Genomic DNA, 13,739 nt, shown 5'->3' on the forward strand with positions numbered 1-13,739 from the left:
GGAACAAGATCTATTAAAATTGAAAAGAGACTACGTGGTTAGGAATCCACTTATACAACGATATTGAGCCAGTCTGGTAAATCAATTTGGCACCCAGCGTCTGAACCACGGAAAACTTGGTTGGCGAAGACACACCGAGAGTTAGAGAGTTAGGGCTCCCAGATGTAAATACAAAAAAGACGATGGGTGCTTTTATCAATATGGGTGCTGTTGAAAGATCTGAATTGAGATATTGGTGGTCAGCCAAACGACCCAGTAACATTGGATCTCCAATGACCTGAGCGCGGTATGGAATCCTCAGGACCACCTGATCCATCGCCGCTCGATCGATCCCTGACAATGGAAATGCCGGACTCGATAAGGTCGTAAGTATAAAATAGCCAAAAGAAACGACGATTGAAACTGCAACTACGATCATCACCAGCGACTGTAACCGCCTATTTACTTTAGAAATTGCCCGAACAGCTCTTACGGTCGAGGCGCAAAATAAGATTGTGGCGCTATAACCTATTGCTGGCTCAATGGCCACGCTGGTATTGGTGAACACCATGGCTCCAACCACGGTAAAGATCAGAGATATCGGCCCTAAAAACCCTAAAATACCTAACATGCCACCCGCAGAGGCGACGTACAAGATTTGAGTAAGATTAGCTCTAAAGATTGAGGCTATACCAGACCAACTAGAAAGCAGCCTTCCAATGCCAGGGACTAATCCCGAATTTCCAAGTACCGCCAAAGAGGGTGCATAGGTCGTAAGAAAATGTGAATAGTTGATTCCAGCGTCAAATCCTCCCATCGTCAGGATCACTAGCCATCCAACGCCAACAGCTCCTTCTACGACTCCCTCAATACGATTTGAGATTCCTAGGGTAAGTGCCCGCGAGACACCAACAACGGCCAAAACAATCGCTCCGAATATACCCGTCAAGCAGCTACCTAGAATGGCTATGGATCGAAGCGGAAGTTTTGTAGCCGATGCTGGGCGAAGCAGAATAATGGCAAAGAAGATTGCGAATACCCATTCGAAGTTGAAGTCACCCAGAATTGCCAGGTAATAAAACGGGTTCATCAAAACGAGCATTAAAACGATGGCTTCGTTTCTAAGCGAAATCTCCTCAGACTTTGACGAGGTGCGAAGAAAATCAACCGAATAGCTCAACGTCAAAAAATTCGTCCCAAAAAGCAAAAGGACATATAAGCCACCAAGTACGAGTGGGCTACGAAAAAACACTCCAATTGCCGAAAGGCCAAAGAATGTAAAGTCGCCGGTCAGTCGCAAAAAGGGCGCGCCACCATAACTAGGACCCAAGTTAAAATGGCCCTGGGCAAAGTAAGAAAATGCTTGATAATAAGTTGGGAAAGAAACCCCCAGAGAAGAGGCGCTCACCCGCCTAGAGATGACATAATAAGCCAAGACGCCCTGTAATACCAGGAGTACGCGTCCTAAAACGATCAGACTATCGTTTGACTTTTTGCTCATCTTTTGATTCACTAAAAAGACACTACCTAGCCTCGCTAGCATAAACGACGAATAACTAAATATCTACTCTTATCCGTGACCCATATCTGAGTAAGAGACCTCGATTCTCATAGATAATTTACCGAGAGCGCCAAAAACAGAAAAGAAATTAAACACCGACCAATGACAAGTCAGATCAGAAACCTTTGGCCACTCCATTAAGCCCCGGAAATCGCATTGGATTTAGACCATCAATCACCGAGCCTATAGCTCCTCCTGGCCACATCAAAATGACAATCCTACATAATGGAAGAAAGCACATCTTCTTCAATGATAGCCCCGTCCACCATCCTGAATGAACGCACCTGGGGAGGTTGCATCTTTAGAGATACGATGAGGTAGTGCCAATTCGGATCTGGTGCCAGACGGAGATCGGTAGGCGACGGGAAAGCCTCGGAACTTGTATGAGAGTGATACACTCCGATGATCTCGAACCCCTTAGTTTGCGCATCCCGATCCGCCTTTAAATAGTCGAGTGGATTCAGTTGATATAGGACTTCGGAATTTGCATCATTTCTCGTCCGATAAACTTCATAGACATCATCGTCGACCCCAGATATCAGTCCACATACCTCAATTGGAAAGTGAACCTCCGCATGGTCAATTATGCCATTTATAAGGCCAGATGAAATTTTCAGCACACCAAAAAGGCTAAGCTCTTTTTGATAAAGAAGGTGTCCCAATGAGCAAAAAGAAGTCCTCTGCTGTAGATCGAATATCAGCTGGCACTCGCAATATCGCACAAAACAAACGTGCTCGCCATGAATATGAGATACTCGAGGAGCTTGAGTGCGGGATCGAGCTCAAAGGTTCAGAGGTAAAGTCACTCAGGGAGGGCAAAGCGCAACTCCAGGATGCCTTCGGACGGATCATCACTGGTGAACTTTGGATCTTCCAGATGAATATCGCCAAATATGACTATTCAAATGGGTTCGGTCAATTCGACCCAACTAGACCAAGGAAGTTACTCGCTCATCGAGATGAGATCGATGAGCTCACAGGAAAGTTGCAACAAAAGTCCCTGACGTTAATTCCACTTTCGATGTACTTTCACGGTGGTCACGTAAAATTAAAGATTGGATTAGCTAAGGGTAAAAAGCTCTACGACAAGCGACGAGACCTTGCAGCAAAGGATGCAAAAAGAGATGCGGCGCGAGAGATGGTCTCACTTAGAAAAGGACGCTGACGCACCCTGTGGCCACAAAGTGACTAGCATCTAATTTGTAGTTAATCTACCAATCATGGGGGTGTCAGGCTTCGACTTTGGTGTTTGCGGTATGGGAAGCGAGTCGTGGTCTCCGGAGCCACGTTAAAGAGCCGGAAAAATAAATAAACGCCGAGCCTCAGCTCGCTCTCGCTGCCTAAATAAGCCAGCGACGTCCGACCATTTCGAACTCTTAGGGATGGTATCGGGCGAGATCAAATAGAGGTAAGCTGGTGATCATTCTGGAATCACCGGACAAAAATCAACAGAATAAGGATCAAGTGATACGCATCCGGTAACTTGATTTCGAACAAATACAGGGTGCTGCACTCGGAGAAGTCATACTAAGGAACTGAAGGACGCGGGTTCAATTCCCGCCACCTCCACTATCGGTTGCACCACTAGTTGCAGGAAAATATAACCTGAAACTAGTGGTGACACCAAGACAAAGACGGACAAAACGACAATCGGCGGCAAACCGCAGAGCGCAGAGCGCAGATGCATTTTGCATTCGAAATCCACTAAAATAGATCTCCGATCGCAACAATAAAAACCTATTAGGACCATTTGAAGCGAAAATGCCAATTCGATCTAGGTACACGACGTCCTTCCACACAAAAGCACTAACCGACCAGACTCTAAACCTACGGATCGCTGGGACTAATACAATTGATCCCACGCAACTGCTAACCTTAGCTACACTGTGAACCTCCCCGCCCTTACGGACGGGGCTTCTGGCTCCGCCGTTTGGTTGGGGTTACCAAGCATCGCTCCCGTCACGCCACCACGACCAACTGGTCTGGTACCGATGAATCGGTACTGGTGGATGAGTTTGCTAGCTTCGGCTTGCTAATCTGAGTTGCCTCAGACAAGGCCCGGTTCTGGGCACTACTTCGGGCTCTGGCCTTGCGGCACTGCACCTTGGGGTGTGCTTCACGTTGATCAAGTGACCAGCGCTCGACAGCCCGGAGATACGTGACTCGGACTTTTATGTCCGGTCCAATTGGAGTGTATTCCCCGCATAACGCCTTCTGGAGGATATTGATCGCTCCTACAGCGTCTCGATGACAAGTAAAACCACAAATAGGGTTCTTGCATCGGTAGGGCCGACCTGATGGTCGATTGCGTGTCAAGCACGCTGGACAGGTCTTGGTTGAACCTGATTCGTTCAGGAAATCTAGGTCTAATCCGGTCTTGTCTTTGAGGTAGCGTTCCTGTCGACCCCTTGACCACTGGGAGAGTTGTTGACGACCGTGGCGGCCCATGCGCCGCTTGGACTTGGTCTCCTTCTCAATACCCCTCACGTCACCAACTATAACTCTGGCGGTGTTGTGGCTAATGACGTGATTGGCCGCCTTGTTGGAAACCTGATGATCAAAGTCACGAAGCGATAGCTTTGCTTTGGAGTTGATCTTCTTCTTCGCAGTTACCAGCCTTTTATGCTTCTTAGATCCATTCTTGCACTTGCTGATCTTGTGCTGTAGTTGACCGACGGCCTTGTTTCTTTGTCGTTTGATAGCTGGAGCTTCGCGTCCATTGATAATCGTTACGTCTATGGTCTTGTCATCTACCCAAGTAGCTAGCGCCATAGAGTTGATGATTCCTTCGTCGATGGCACTCAAAGCATCACCCACCGAGACTTCTCGGAGAGTCTCATAAGGGATATGCAGACTGAATCGTCTTTTATCTCGATCCCAGCACAGTTGAATCTCACCCCATAGCCCAGGGTCAACCTCTTCGCCAGTTGCAGAATCTAAAACGGTGGGAATAGAAAGATCTATACGCGGACGGCCCCTACCTAGTGACAGGTGGAGTTGACCTTTGGAGATACGCCAGCCAGAGTTCTTCGAGAACGATAGAGGCCGGTAGTTCTTCTTACGCCAAGGAGATCGGATCTTCATACCCTGCATGCGGTTTACCCTAGCTGTGGTTATGGCCTCTGAGAGATCGTGAGCGATTGTCTAAAGTGGTATGGGCGTGTAATGGACGGTCTTGGCGAGGTATCGAGTTGAGGAAGGCTTGAATGTCGTACTTATTAGGAGAGCGCTTGGCTTTCCATTCGCCATGGACACAATTGACCGCTTGGTTCCATAACAGTGCTGCCCTATGGCACGAGTCATGGGCTAGACGATAAGAGGCCCCTGTCAGAGTAACGGGCACGATAGCTGTTGTATACTCTGCGCTTTTACTAGCCATTTGATAACTAATATAGCATTATCTACTAAGGACTATATTTCACTACATGACGATGATTGGCGCAATGGAAGGCATGTGGTATATCAATTACATGCACACATCGTCTTGGTACCTAAATATCGACGTAATGTCATGACCGAGAGAGTTAGTGACGAGATCAGATCTGCGATTCTTGAGGTGTGTACTCGTTTCGATTCCACCTTCGATGCTTTCGAAACAGACGGCGATCATGCCCACCTACTGATCACCAACGCAGCTAAAGTTGCCCTGTCGAGACTGGTGATGTCCATGAAGACACTTATCGCCATGAGAGTAAGGGCAAAGAACTGGCCGGAAGTCCGAGAGGCTTTGTGGGGGGGGAGCACTTTTGGTCGCCCTCCTAGTCGATAGTGTCTTGTGGTGGAGCCCCATTAGAGGAAGTGAAGAAGTACATAGAAGACCAGAAACTCCCAAGAGGTAAATCAGGTAGACCGAGAAAGAATTAGGTCGCTTGACCCCTCCCTCACGGAAACCGATTGCGCTCCCGTTGGTTCAAAAGGCAAATTTCACTCAATTGAAGCCAAAATTCAAAATAGCCTATTTGCCTATTTAAAGGCAGTCTTCCAAGGTACCGCTTCGCGAATTGCACTTTCGGCCCCATCCTAAGATCGAGGCAAGCTTGCACTTCTCGATGGCCATTAACGGCAACATTGCAATCTTTACATGGGCCTCATCGTTCATTTGTGCCATCTGGTCACTGGTCTACTTCATTGGTTCACATTAATAGTCATCGATCAAAGATGGTTAACAATCTCACCGTCACATCAAAAGGATCCATCGATTCAATACCTCATTGGAGGTATTGCCCACACCCAATCGCCTACCCAAACGCCCAGGCAACAAAGGATCGTGACGCAGATTATCGAAGGTGAAAAATTGCCTTGGACGACAAATATAAAAAAAAGAGGCTGGTGCTTTGCTGAGCGATTGTTGACACGGCGGAAACGAAAATGGAGCATGTGGAACTTCCAAATTTACCAAGTATTCAATCTTGAGAAAGATGGCGTTGGCCATATAGGAAATTTGGCACTCTAATCTTCATGTGCCAACAAGGTGAGGAACTGTTCCCAGAACACTAAAGGTAACGTACGACTTTGAAAAAAACGACCCAAAGGCAAAAGGTAGCAATTATCGGTGCTGGAATCATCGGTTGCACACTAGTGATGAAGTCTCTAAAAGTTGGTTATGGCGTTACCCTGTTCGAACGTGATGCGACTTCCAAAGGTGCCTCAGCAAGCAATTTCGGCCTAATTATGGTAAGTGAACTTACCAAAGGAGAAGATCTTCGACTTAGGCTCGCCTCAAGCGCGCAAGGGCAAGAACTATCGGTGAAAATATCAGAAATCGACTTTAGAGCGGGGAGGTCTTTGGAGTTGTTCACAAGCCAAACCGAACTGCAATGGACTCAACGAACAATCGACCGTGGCTCAAATAATCAACGCAAACTAAAGATAATAGACCAGTGGGATCTAAAACACTTTGGGCTCGTCGTGTTGAATTCGAATGTCTTAGGTCGTCTCTTGAGTGATTCATACCCCTCAGTCGAACCCGGGACCGCTTTAGCCGAAATAATTAAATACTTAAACTCCTCCTTGAACTGCAACCTGAGATTTTGGGTCAAACCTATAGAGGTAGATGACAACGCCGTAGAGACTCCAGATGGTATCCAAGAAGAGTTTCACATCGTAAGCGCAACACCAAGAGAAAACTACGGCAGCTTTCTAGCTCGCCATACGGCTCCAAAAAAAACGAGCCTTCGGATCAGTCGGGCGGTTGGACTAAAGCGACAGCGCATCAAAGCGACAGTTGGAGCAGTAATAATCGACAGAGAAGCCCTGGCACATCATATTACCCATTCTTCGAACACCTGCCCCGTGAAGGACCCTCCCCAGGACGCCTCATCCGAAATGAGATACGATCTACAACTTTCATCAAGACGACCCGCCGATAGTTCCGTCTTTCTAAGAACGACCGACAACAAAGATCCTCAAGATGAATTCAGAATCGACGTCACTATGACAGAGTACATTAGTGGTAGCTTGTCCCCCTTGATCACCGCGGGAAAACTCTATAGCGGAGCTATTTGGGAGGGCGTCTATTCGTGTACCCAAGATCCCCTGCGAGACTGCGTCGCATTGGCACGTCAGAGCATTCCTATCGGTTTCAGGGGTTTGCCGAGAAGAACTAACCTTTCTCTAGCGATTGCCGACGAGATCGTCTCATGGATCAAATGACGCACCGAGAGAAAATGAGCTAAAGAATCGGTGTCATTATCACCTACCTAAAAACAATACAAAATAGCAAAATCTAATAATTTATCCACCATAACCAGGAAAGGTAACTCAATGGTGACACCATCTGAAGTTCGATCCTACCCAAAGATGATATTTGGAAACGATATAAATCTCCGAACACTAGAAGAACGAATCTTCGAAGCTGAACTAGTCGTCTCCGACATGGCCGGCACCACGATATGCGATGGAGGTCTTGTCCTTGGGGCGTTTAGAAACACCGCGGTTGAAATGGGCATTCCAACCGGATCTGAGGCATTCGACTCTACCATGCAGCAGGTGCGTGACACCATGGGTCAATCCAAAATAATCGCCTTTCGTCAGATATTTAATGATGAATCACTCGCGCTATTAGCCAATAACAAATTCGAAGATAACTACAAACAAATGATCGCTGAAAAAGGGGCCAAAGAGGTCCCAGGGGCAAGTGAGCTATTTTCAACATTGCGAGCAAGAATGATTAAAATCGCATTGACCACGGGTTTCGATAAATCAATTCAGGATCTACTGATCGATGGACTAGGTTGGACCAACAAGATAGATGCTGCTATTTGTCCCACGCAAGAGGTAAAAGGTCGGCCCGAACCCGATATGATCGAGCTAGCCATGAAAACCACAGGCGTATCGAGCTCACAAAATATCCTTGTTGTGGGAGATACGGCAAGCGACATTAAATCCGGTCGGGCAGCCGGTGTAGGACTGACGATCGGCGTGCTCTCTGGCGCGCACTCCTCTGGCGACCTCCTAAGTGCGGGAGCGGACCTAGTTCTCGAGAGTATCTTAGAGCTAACGACTCTAATCTATGCCTTCGGACGACCTATCAATTGATCCAATGAGGCCAATAACAACCTGGGAGTATCCGTCAAAGGAAGTAATTCAATCAGATAGAGTTCAGCTTTGAAATCACCCCATAGAGCTCCGACAAAGCTCGGCCCCTGTGTGAGATCGCATTTTTTTCCAAATGAGCCATCTCTGCGAATGTTCTGCCATCACCCTCGCTGGGAATGAATATTGGATCGTAACCAAATCCGTCATGGCCTTTAACGAAATTGGTTACGTACCCCTCCACTTTGCCTAGACAAACAATTGGCTCATCGATCGAGTCCACACCAACCAACGCCATTGCGCACATGAAATAGGCAGGAGAGCGATCAATCCCCATGGAGGCAAGCTCACCTAACAATTTCATCCTATTTGTCTCATCGTTAGCAAATTCGCCCGAATATCGAGCCGAAAATATCCCTGGTTCACCATTTAGCGCTTCAACAAAGAGGCCCGAATCGTCGCCTAAAGACGGCAAACCAGAGACTTCCTTTCCAAAACGAGCTTTTATAATAGCATTTTCACTTAATGTGGTACCGGTTTCTTCCGGCATCTCCAATGCACCATCAATCGTCTCGACGAAGATACCTAAAGGACTTAATATCTCACTAATCTCCCTCTGTTTTCCTTGGTTTCCAGAGGCTAAAATTATCCGATCGATCATTTAGATCTCGGCTTGGGAGGATCAGATAATACTGCATTCTGCAGATCCATCAAATACGAGATACCATGCTCAGCTAAGGACAACATGTCATCCAACTGACTCTTGGAGTAGGTAGTTCGCTCGCCGGTCCCTTGAACTTCAACAAATTTACCGTCGCTGGTCATAACCACATTCATATCGACATCAGCCCTAACATCTTCTGAGTAGTCCAGATCAAGCATCGCAATTTCATCAACGATTCCAACCGATACGGCAGCGCATTGACCAATCAATGCACGCTTTGAAATCCTATTCATGTCAATGAGTCGATTTATCGCATCCGAGAGTGCCACAAAGCCGCCAACGATCGATGCCGTTCGAGTGCCACCGTCCGCCTGAAGCACATCGCAATCAACAACAAGCTGAATCTCCGGAATAGCACTCATGTCAACCACCGATCGCAAACTCCGCCCAATTAGTCGTTGGATCTCCAGCGTTCTTCCAGATTGCTTTCCTTTTGAGGCCTCACGGCCACTTCGTTCAGGAGTCGAACCGGGCAATAGCGAATATTCCGCCGTGACCCAACCCTTTCCACTTCCTCGAAGCCATGCGGGAGCTCGATCCTCCATTGAAGCAGTACATAAAACTTTGGTCTTTCCGACAGAGATCAGGGCTGACCCTAAAGCCATCTGCGTAAAGTCACGCTCGATCAATGACGGTCTTAGCTCATCCAAAGCGCGGTCTTGAAAGCGGGGCACTGATTCTCCTTGTGGGCAACTGCTAAATTCCATCCATCATCAAATGGTTATTGATGAGATGGACAATCTCATACTCAACCATAATAACGATCCCATCGTAACTATGCAGAAATCTCTCCGTGGCCGCCGAGGTTAGCGGACTTAATTTAATAGCTTCCTATAGCCACTCCGTCCAAAAGCAAAAATCATTTGCCGCCCACGCTATCTTGCCCCGACCTAAGCCATAGATTGCCATCACGTCAGGGCCTTCGGCCTAGAATAGAGCTGAGGTCGTACCCATGACTCACCAGAAAGCAAAGTCAAGGATTGTCACTCTCAAATGAATGTGAAATAATGTCTTCAAAATCTATGTCCAAAAGTAATTTGCCAATACGACGAAAGTCTTGAGCGTCGCCTGAAGTAATGCATCTGATCAGACCGAAACTATCGTCTTTTTCGTCTATGCCTCCATCGATCAGATCACGGCGTACCTGAAAAGCCGTCTCTTCCGAAGAGGAAACCAATATGGTCTCCTCTCCAACTACCTGAGAAATTACTCGAGCTATAAAGGGATAGTGGGTACATCCAAGGAGAAGCGACTCGACCTTTCGATCAATGATCGGTCGCAGGAGTCGCTCAGCCAAAACAACTAGTTGCTCTGAATTGACTTCGCCTCGCTCTACGAACTCTACAAAACCAGGAGTCGCAGCACACGTCAAATGCTTTTGCGGAGCTAATTGAGCAATACGCTCCTGATAGGCCCCCGAGGAGATGGTGCCAAGGGTACCAATTACTCCAATCGAATCTCCGTCTGCAGAGGAAACCAACGACCTAGCACCCGGTTCGATCATACCAACGATAGGACCATCGAAGGCTCTCTCTAACTCCGCAAGTGCAAACGCGCTAGCGGTATTGCAAGCGACCACTACCATCTTTACGTCGTAGAGATCTTTGAGGTACTTAACTATTTGAAGCGAGAAAGAAGTCACCTCACCCTTGGATTTTGGACCATATGGATACCTAGCGCTATCGCCAAAATAAACAATATCCTCATATGGCATAAGGTCGACGATAGCCTTGAGTACCGTTAGTCCCCCAAATCCGCTATCAAAAATTCCAACTGGTCTCTTCTGCACTGGAATTAAAGCTTATCCCAAATCAACCTGGGTCCAAGTTGGGTCATTATCTCTAAAAGTCGACAGGTACCACAAAGGCGTCAGAATCTATCTTATCGATCGAGGCCGCACCCAGAAGAGCCATGGAGATTTTCGTCTCTTCAATCAAAGTATTAACTGCCGCCTTCAAACCGGCATCACCTCCGCCAAAGAGTCCTCTTGCGAAATAGCGTCCAACCATCACAGATGCCCCTCCTAAACCAAGCGACCTCAATACGTCAGCACCGGAATCCACCCCGCCATCGACTATCAAGTTACCCTGGAACTTTGTTCCTCCCTTAGAGATACGGTACAGGGCTTGAATAGCCGTTATTGAGCCATCCAACTGGCGACCGCCATGGTTAGAAAGTATTACGTCATCACAATGGGTAAGCGCCCTAGCGACATCCCTAGGATCCAAAACACCCTTCATCGCAAATGGAAGACCACCGGCCATGGATGAAAATTCGCCTAAATCGTCCCAACTAAAAGTGGGATCCTGCACTAGCGCCTCATAGTTCGTTCCAGAGACGCCTCGTCCAAAGTCGCTAGGAGTAAACACTTTGGCAGAAGTCGAAAGTTCTTGGATGAAGTTAGCATTTTGCCACTTGAGAGGTACCTCGAAATGATTGCTTCTATCACCTCGGCGTAGACCAATTACGGGAGAATCTACCGTGAGGACAAAGCCATCAAAACCATTTTCAACCGCGCGATTCATCAATGAATAGGTAATAGCGCGATCCTTCATAACATATACTTGCAATAAAAGAAGCGGCCGAGGTGCACTTGCCTGTGTGGTTGGGAGATTCGCATGAAAGATCGAAGCTACTTCTTCAAGGGGCATTGCACTGCGGGTGGACAAGACAAACGATACGCCAGACTTAGCAGCCCTACGAGCAAAGATCGCCTCGCCTTCCAATTCTAAGAGTGAGAGATATGCCATGGGCGCTATAAAGATCGGCAGTGGTGCCCTCTTTCCAAAGACCTCTACGCTCAAGTCTGGTGCCTCTAGGTGGTTGAGTACACGCGGAACCATTGTGATCTTTTCAAAAGCTCTAATATTCTTGCGCAGCGTCTCCTGGCTTCCTGCACCGCCAAAGTAATAATCCTTGACGCCAGAGATCGTCCTTTGGCTTGAAGATAGTTTGGACAAATATACCTCCGGCTCAAATGGGGCCATCTACCCCAAATCGATCGCTTGCAGTGCAAATATATCAGTTCCAGCGAGACGACGCTAATATCTCCAGAGCCCTCTTCGATCAAAGCAACCAAACGCTACCTCTACTCTTTACGAGGTCGCCACAGTGATCACGATATAGATCTCTTCCCAAATTGGCAAAATTAACCCACCTGGCCCAGGGCGAATCAAAAAAGCAACGTCCTTGTCTTAGGTCACCTGTGGTGAACGCGTTTGTCACCACAATTAGGGTCATTGGATCGACAGCGGATTTAGTGAATCTTAGTGAAAAATAGCAGATCGAACTGCAATAAAAGTACTAAATATCTAGATAGCGTCGAACAGCGAGCAACGAACCGAGGGCTCCAACCACCGTTCCAATTGCCAATACGAATAATTCGGTGAATAGCACATCATGATTGGAAAGTACAAACGAAGACAACAACTGGGCTTTAAAGTGGTGAATGATATAGCCAAAGAGGCTTCTAACTCCCAAAACAGCCAATCCCGCGACTATCGCACCTGCTAAGCCCTGAATCAGGCCTTCGAGCATAAATGGAATTCGAATAAACATATTCGTAGCCCCTACCAATTTCATGACCGTGACTTCACGTCTACGTGAAAAGATAGCAACGCGTATGACATTTAAGATAAGTACTGATGCCGAAAGCAACAAGATGGTAGCCAAGCCCAGAATTACAACTTGTGCAATCGATGAGATCTTCAACATAGTGTTGATCGCCGCTCGATTGTACTGAACTTTCATTACACCTGCTTGGGCATTGAAGATACCACCAACGGCAGCAGCCTCCGCTGGATCCTTTAGTGCCACCCTAAAAGACGGCGGAATATCCTTTTGTGTCACTGAGGATAAGAAGTCAGGCTGATTCGCCTCAAGTCGCTTGAACTCCACATACGAAGCCGCTTGATTGACATAAAAATAACTCTTCACGGCGGAACTAGCTTTTAGTTGGTCATTGATCGCCGAAGTTTGTGCCTTGGTGGCATTTGGCTCAAGAAAGATTAGCAACTGTGTACCACCTTGCCACTGGCTCGTGGCTACACTTACCCCCTGCTTTATCAATAGCGCCGACCCTACGAGAGCCAACGAAACCGCAATGGTGAGCACGGCGGCAAGACTCATAAGTCTGTTTCGCCATAGATTTGATGCGGTCTCTCTGACCACATAGTCCACTGAATATGCCAACTCAACTACCTCTTCATCTCTAGCTAAAGCAGCTAGGAACCAATTCCATAGACACCACGAACCTGATCGCGGGTGATAACTCCGTGGTCTAACTCAATAACCCGACGTCTCATCGAATCAACGATTCCGACGTCGTGAGTCGCCATTAAGACAGTTGTGCCTGTTCGGTTAATCCGTTCTAGTAGCCGCATTACGCCCCACGAGGTGTCAGGATCGAGATTACCTGTTGGCTCGTCAGCTAACAATATTAGAGGCTTATTGATAAACGCGCGGGCAATGGCAACTCGCTGCTGCTCCCCGCCTGAAAGTTCATTAGGAAGGCGCGTTCCCTTGTCGTCAAGGCCGACCAACTCAAGCATTTGAGGTACCTGCGTCGCGATCGCCTTCTTTGGCTTTCCTGTTACTTCGAGAGCAAACGCGACATTTTCAAAGACCGTCTTATTTGGGAGAAGGCGAAAGTCCTGAAAGATAGCACCTATGTTGCGCCTAAAAAATGGCACCTTCCAATCGGGCATCAAAGCAAGGTCCTTACCTGCCACAAAAATATGGCCGGAATCTGGACGCTCTTCACGCAGCATCAGACGCAACAAAGAAGATTTTCCCGACCCTGATGGTCCGACTAAAAAGACAAACTCCCCACGCTGCACCTCTAAAGAGCAGTCACGCAGAGCAAATTGCCCAGTCTGATAAGACTTCATAACTCTGTCAACTTTGATCATTTGAACCGCTCACTTACGTCTTTGGTATTCA

At 47.5% G+C, this 13,739-nt stretch carries 13 protein-coding genes and 1 other RNA gene; 5 read left to right on the plus strand and 9 right to left on the minus strand.

Translation table 11 applies throughout. The features are described 5' to 3' along the window. Positions 1 to 13: 13 nt before the first annotated feature. Together ACIDITHRIX25_RS86270 and ACIDITHRIX25_RS86275 are read right to left on the minus strand one after the other, a co-directional pair. Entirely contained in the window at positions 14 to 1,480 is a 1,467-nt protein-coding gene (locus ACIDITHRIX25_RS86270; protein ID WP_201733735.1) for a hypothetical protein, read from the minus strand. 278 nt (positions 1,481 to 1,758) lie between these two features. Continuing rightward, a complete protein-coding gene (locus ACIDITHRIX25_RS86275) occupies positions 1,759 to 2,160 on the minus strand; it encodes a M67 family metallopeptidase (protein ID WP_213333505.1) in 402 nt (133 codons plus the stop codon). 41 nt (positions 2,161 to 2,201) lie between these two features. Here ACIDITHRIX25_RS86275 and smpB point away from each other — a divergent pair, with 41 nt between their 5' ends. Together smpB and ssrA are read left to right on the plus strand one after the other, a co-directional pair. Beyond that, positions 2,202 to 2,705: an SsrA-binding protein SmpB gene (gene smpB, locus ACIDITHRIX25_RS86280; RefSeq protein ID WP_052605440.1), complete on the plus strand. Its 504-nt coding sequence runs from the start codon at positions 2,202 to 2,204 to the stop codon at positions 2,703 to 2,705. A gap of 57 nt (positions 2,706 to 2,762) precedes the next feature. Beyond that, positions 2,763 to 3,112, plus strand: a transfer-messenger RNA (tmRNA) gene (ssrA, locus tag ACIDITHRIX25_RS86285). Between the two features lie 387 nt (positions 3,113 to 3,499). Here ssrA and ACIDITHRIX25_RS86290 read toward each other — a convergent pair. Then, on the minus strand, positions 3,500 to 4,624 hold the full coding sequence (locus ACIDITHRIX25_RS86290) for a zinc ribbon domain-containing protein (RefSeq protein ID WP_201732504.1): 1,125 nt from the start codon (positions 4,622 to 4,624) through the stop codon (positions 3,500 to 3,502). 295 nt (positions 4,625 to 4,919) lie between these two features. Between ACIDITHRIX25_RS86290 and tnpA the strand changes: the two genes are divergently transcribed. From tnpA to ACIDITHRIX25_RS86305, 3 genes are all read left to right on the plus strand, one after another. Continuing rightward, positions 4,920 to 5,309: an IS200/IS605 family transposase gene (tnpA, locus tag ACIDITHRIX25_RS86295; RefSeq protein ID WP_201733736.1), complete on the plus strand. Its 390-nt coding sequence runs from the start codon at positions 4,920 to 4,922 to the stop codon at positions 5,307 to 5,309. 743 nt (positions 5,310 to 6,052) lie between these two features. Continuing rightward, positions 6,053 to 7,192, plus strand: a complete 1,140-nt coding sequence (locus ACIDITHRIX25_RS86300) for an FAD-dependent oxidoreductase (protein ID WP_201733737.1) — start codon at positions 6,053 to 6,055, stop codon at positions 7,190 to 7,192. A gap of 111 nt (positions 7,193 to 7,303) precedes the next feature. Next, positions 7,304 to 8,077, plus strand: a complete 774-nt coding sequence (locus ACIDITHRIX25_RS86305; protein WP_201733738.1) for an HAD-IA family hydrolase — start codon at positions 7,304 to 7,306, stop codon at positions 8,075 to 8,077. Positions 8,078 to 8,129: 52 nt separating this feature from the next. Here ACIDITHRIX25_RS86305 and rdgB read toward each other — a convergent pair whose 3' ends face one another. The 6 genes from rdgB to ftsE form a co-directional block, all read right to left on the minus strand. Then, positions 8,130 to 8,735 carry an RdgB/HAM1 family non-canonical purine NTP pyrophosphatase gene (rdgB, locus tag ACIDITHRIX25_RS86310; RefSeq protein WP_201733739.1) on the minus strand — a complete coding sequence of 202 codons (606 nt, stop codon included), beginning with the start codon at positions 8,733 to 8,735 and terminating at the stop codon, positions 8,130 to 8,132. Next, a complete protein-coding gene (gene rph / locus ACIDITHRIX25_RS86315) occupies positions 8,732 to 9,505 on the minus strand; it encodes a ribonuclease PH (protein WP_052605534.1) in 774 nt (257 codons plus the stop codon). Before rph ends, rdgB begins: the two co-directional genes overlap by 4 nt. Positions 9,506 to 9,771: 266 nt before the next feature. Then, positions 9,772 to 10,587 (minus strand): glutamate racemase, encoded by an 816-nt coding sequence (gene murI / locus ACIDITHRIX25_RS86320; protein WP_201733740.1) that lies wholly within the window; start codon positions 10,585 to 10,587, stop codon positions 9,772 to 9,774. A 52-nt stretch (positions 10,588 to 10,639) separates the two neighbouring features. Next, the gene (locus tag ACIDITHRIX25_RS86325; RefSeq protein WP_201733741.1) at positions 10,640 to 11,785 is read right to left on the minus strand and encodes an alpha-hydroxy acid oxidase; all 1,146 of its coding nucleotides are present in this window, start codon (positions 11,783 to 11,785) and stop codon (positions 10,640 to 10,642) included. Positions 11,786 to 12,101: 316 nt separating this feature from the next. Further along, positions 12,102 to 12,989, minus strand: coding sequence for a cell division protein FtsX (locus ACIDITHRIX25_RS86330; protein ID WP_201733742.1), 888 nt, complete (start codon positions 12,987 to 12,989; stop codon positions 12,102 to 12,104). 32 nt (positions 12,990 to 13,021) lie between these two features. After that, positions 13,022 to 13,708, minus strand: a complete 687-nt coding sequence (gene ftsE / locus ACIDITHRIX25_RS86335) for a cell division ATP-binding protein FtsE (protein ID WP_201733743.1) — start codon at positions 13,706 to 13,708, stop codon at positions 13,022 to 13,024. Between the last annotated feature and the right edge of the window lie 31 nt (positions 13,709 to 13,739).

The organism is Acidithrix sp. C25, from assembly GCF_904848545.2.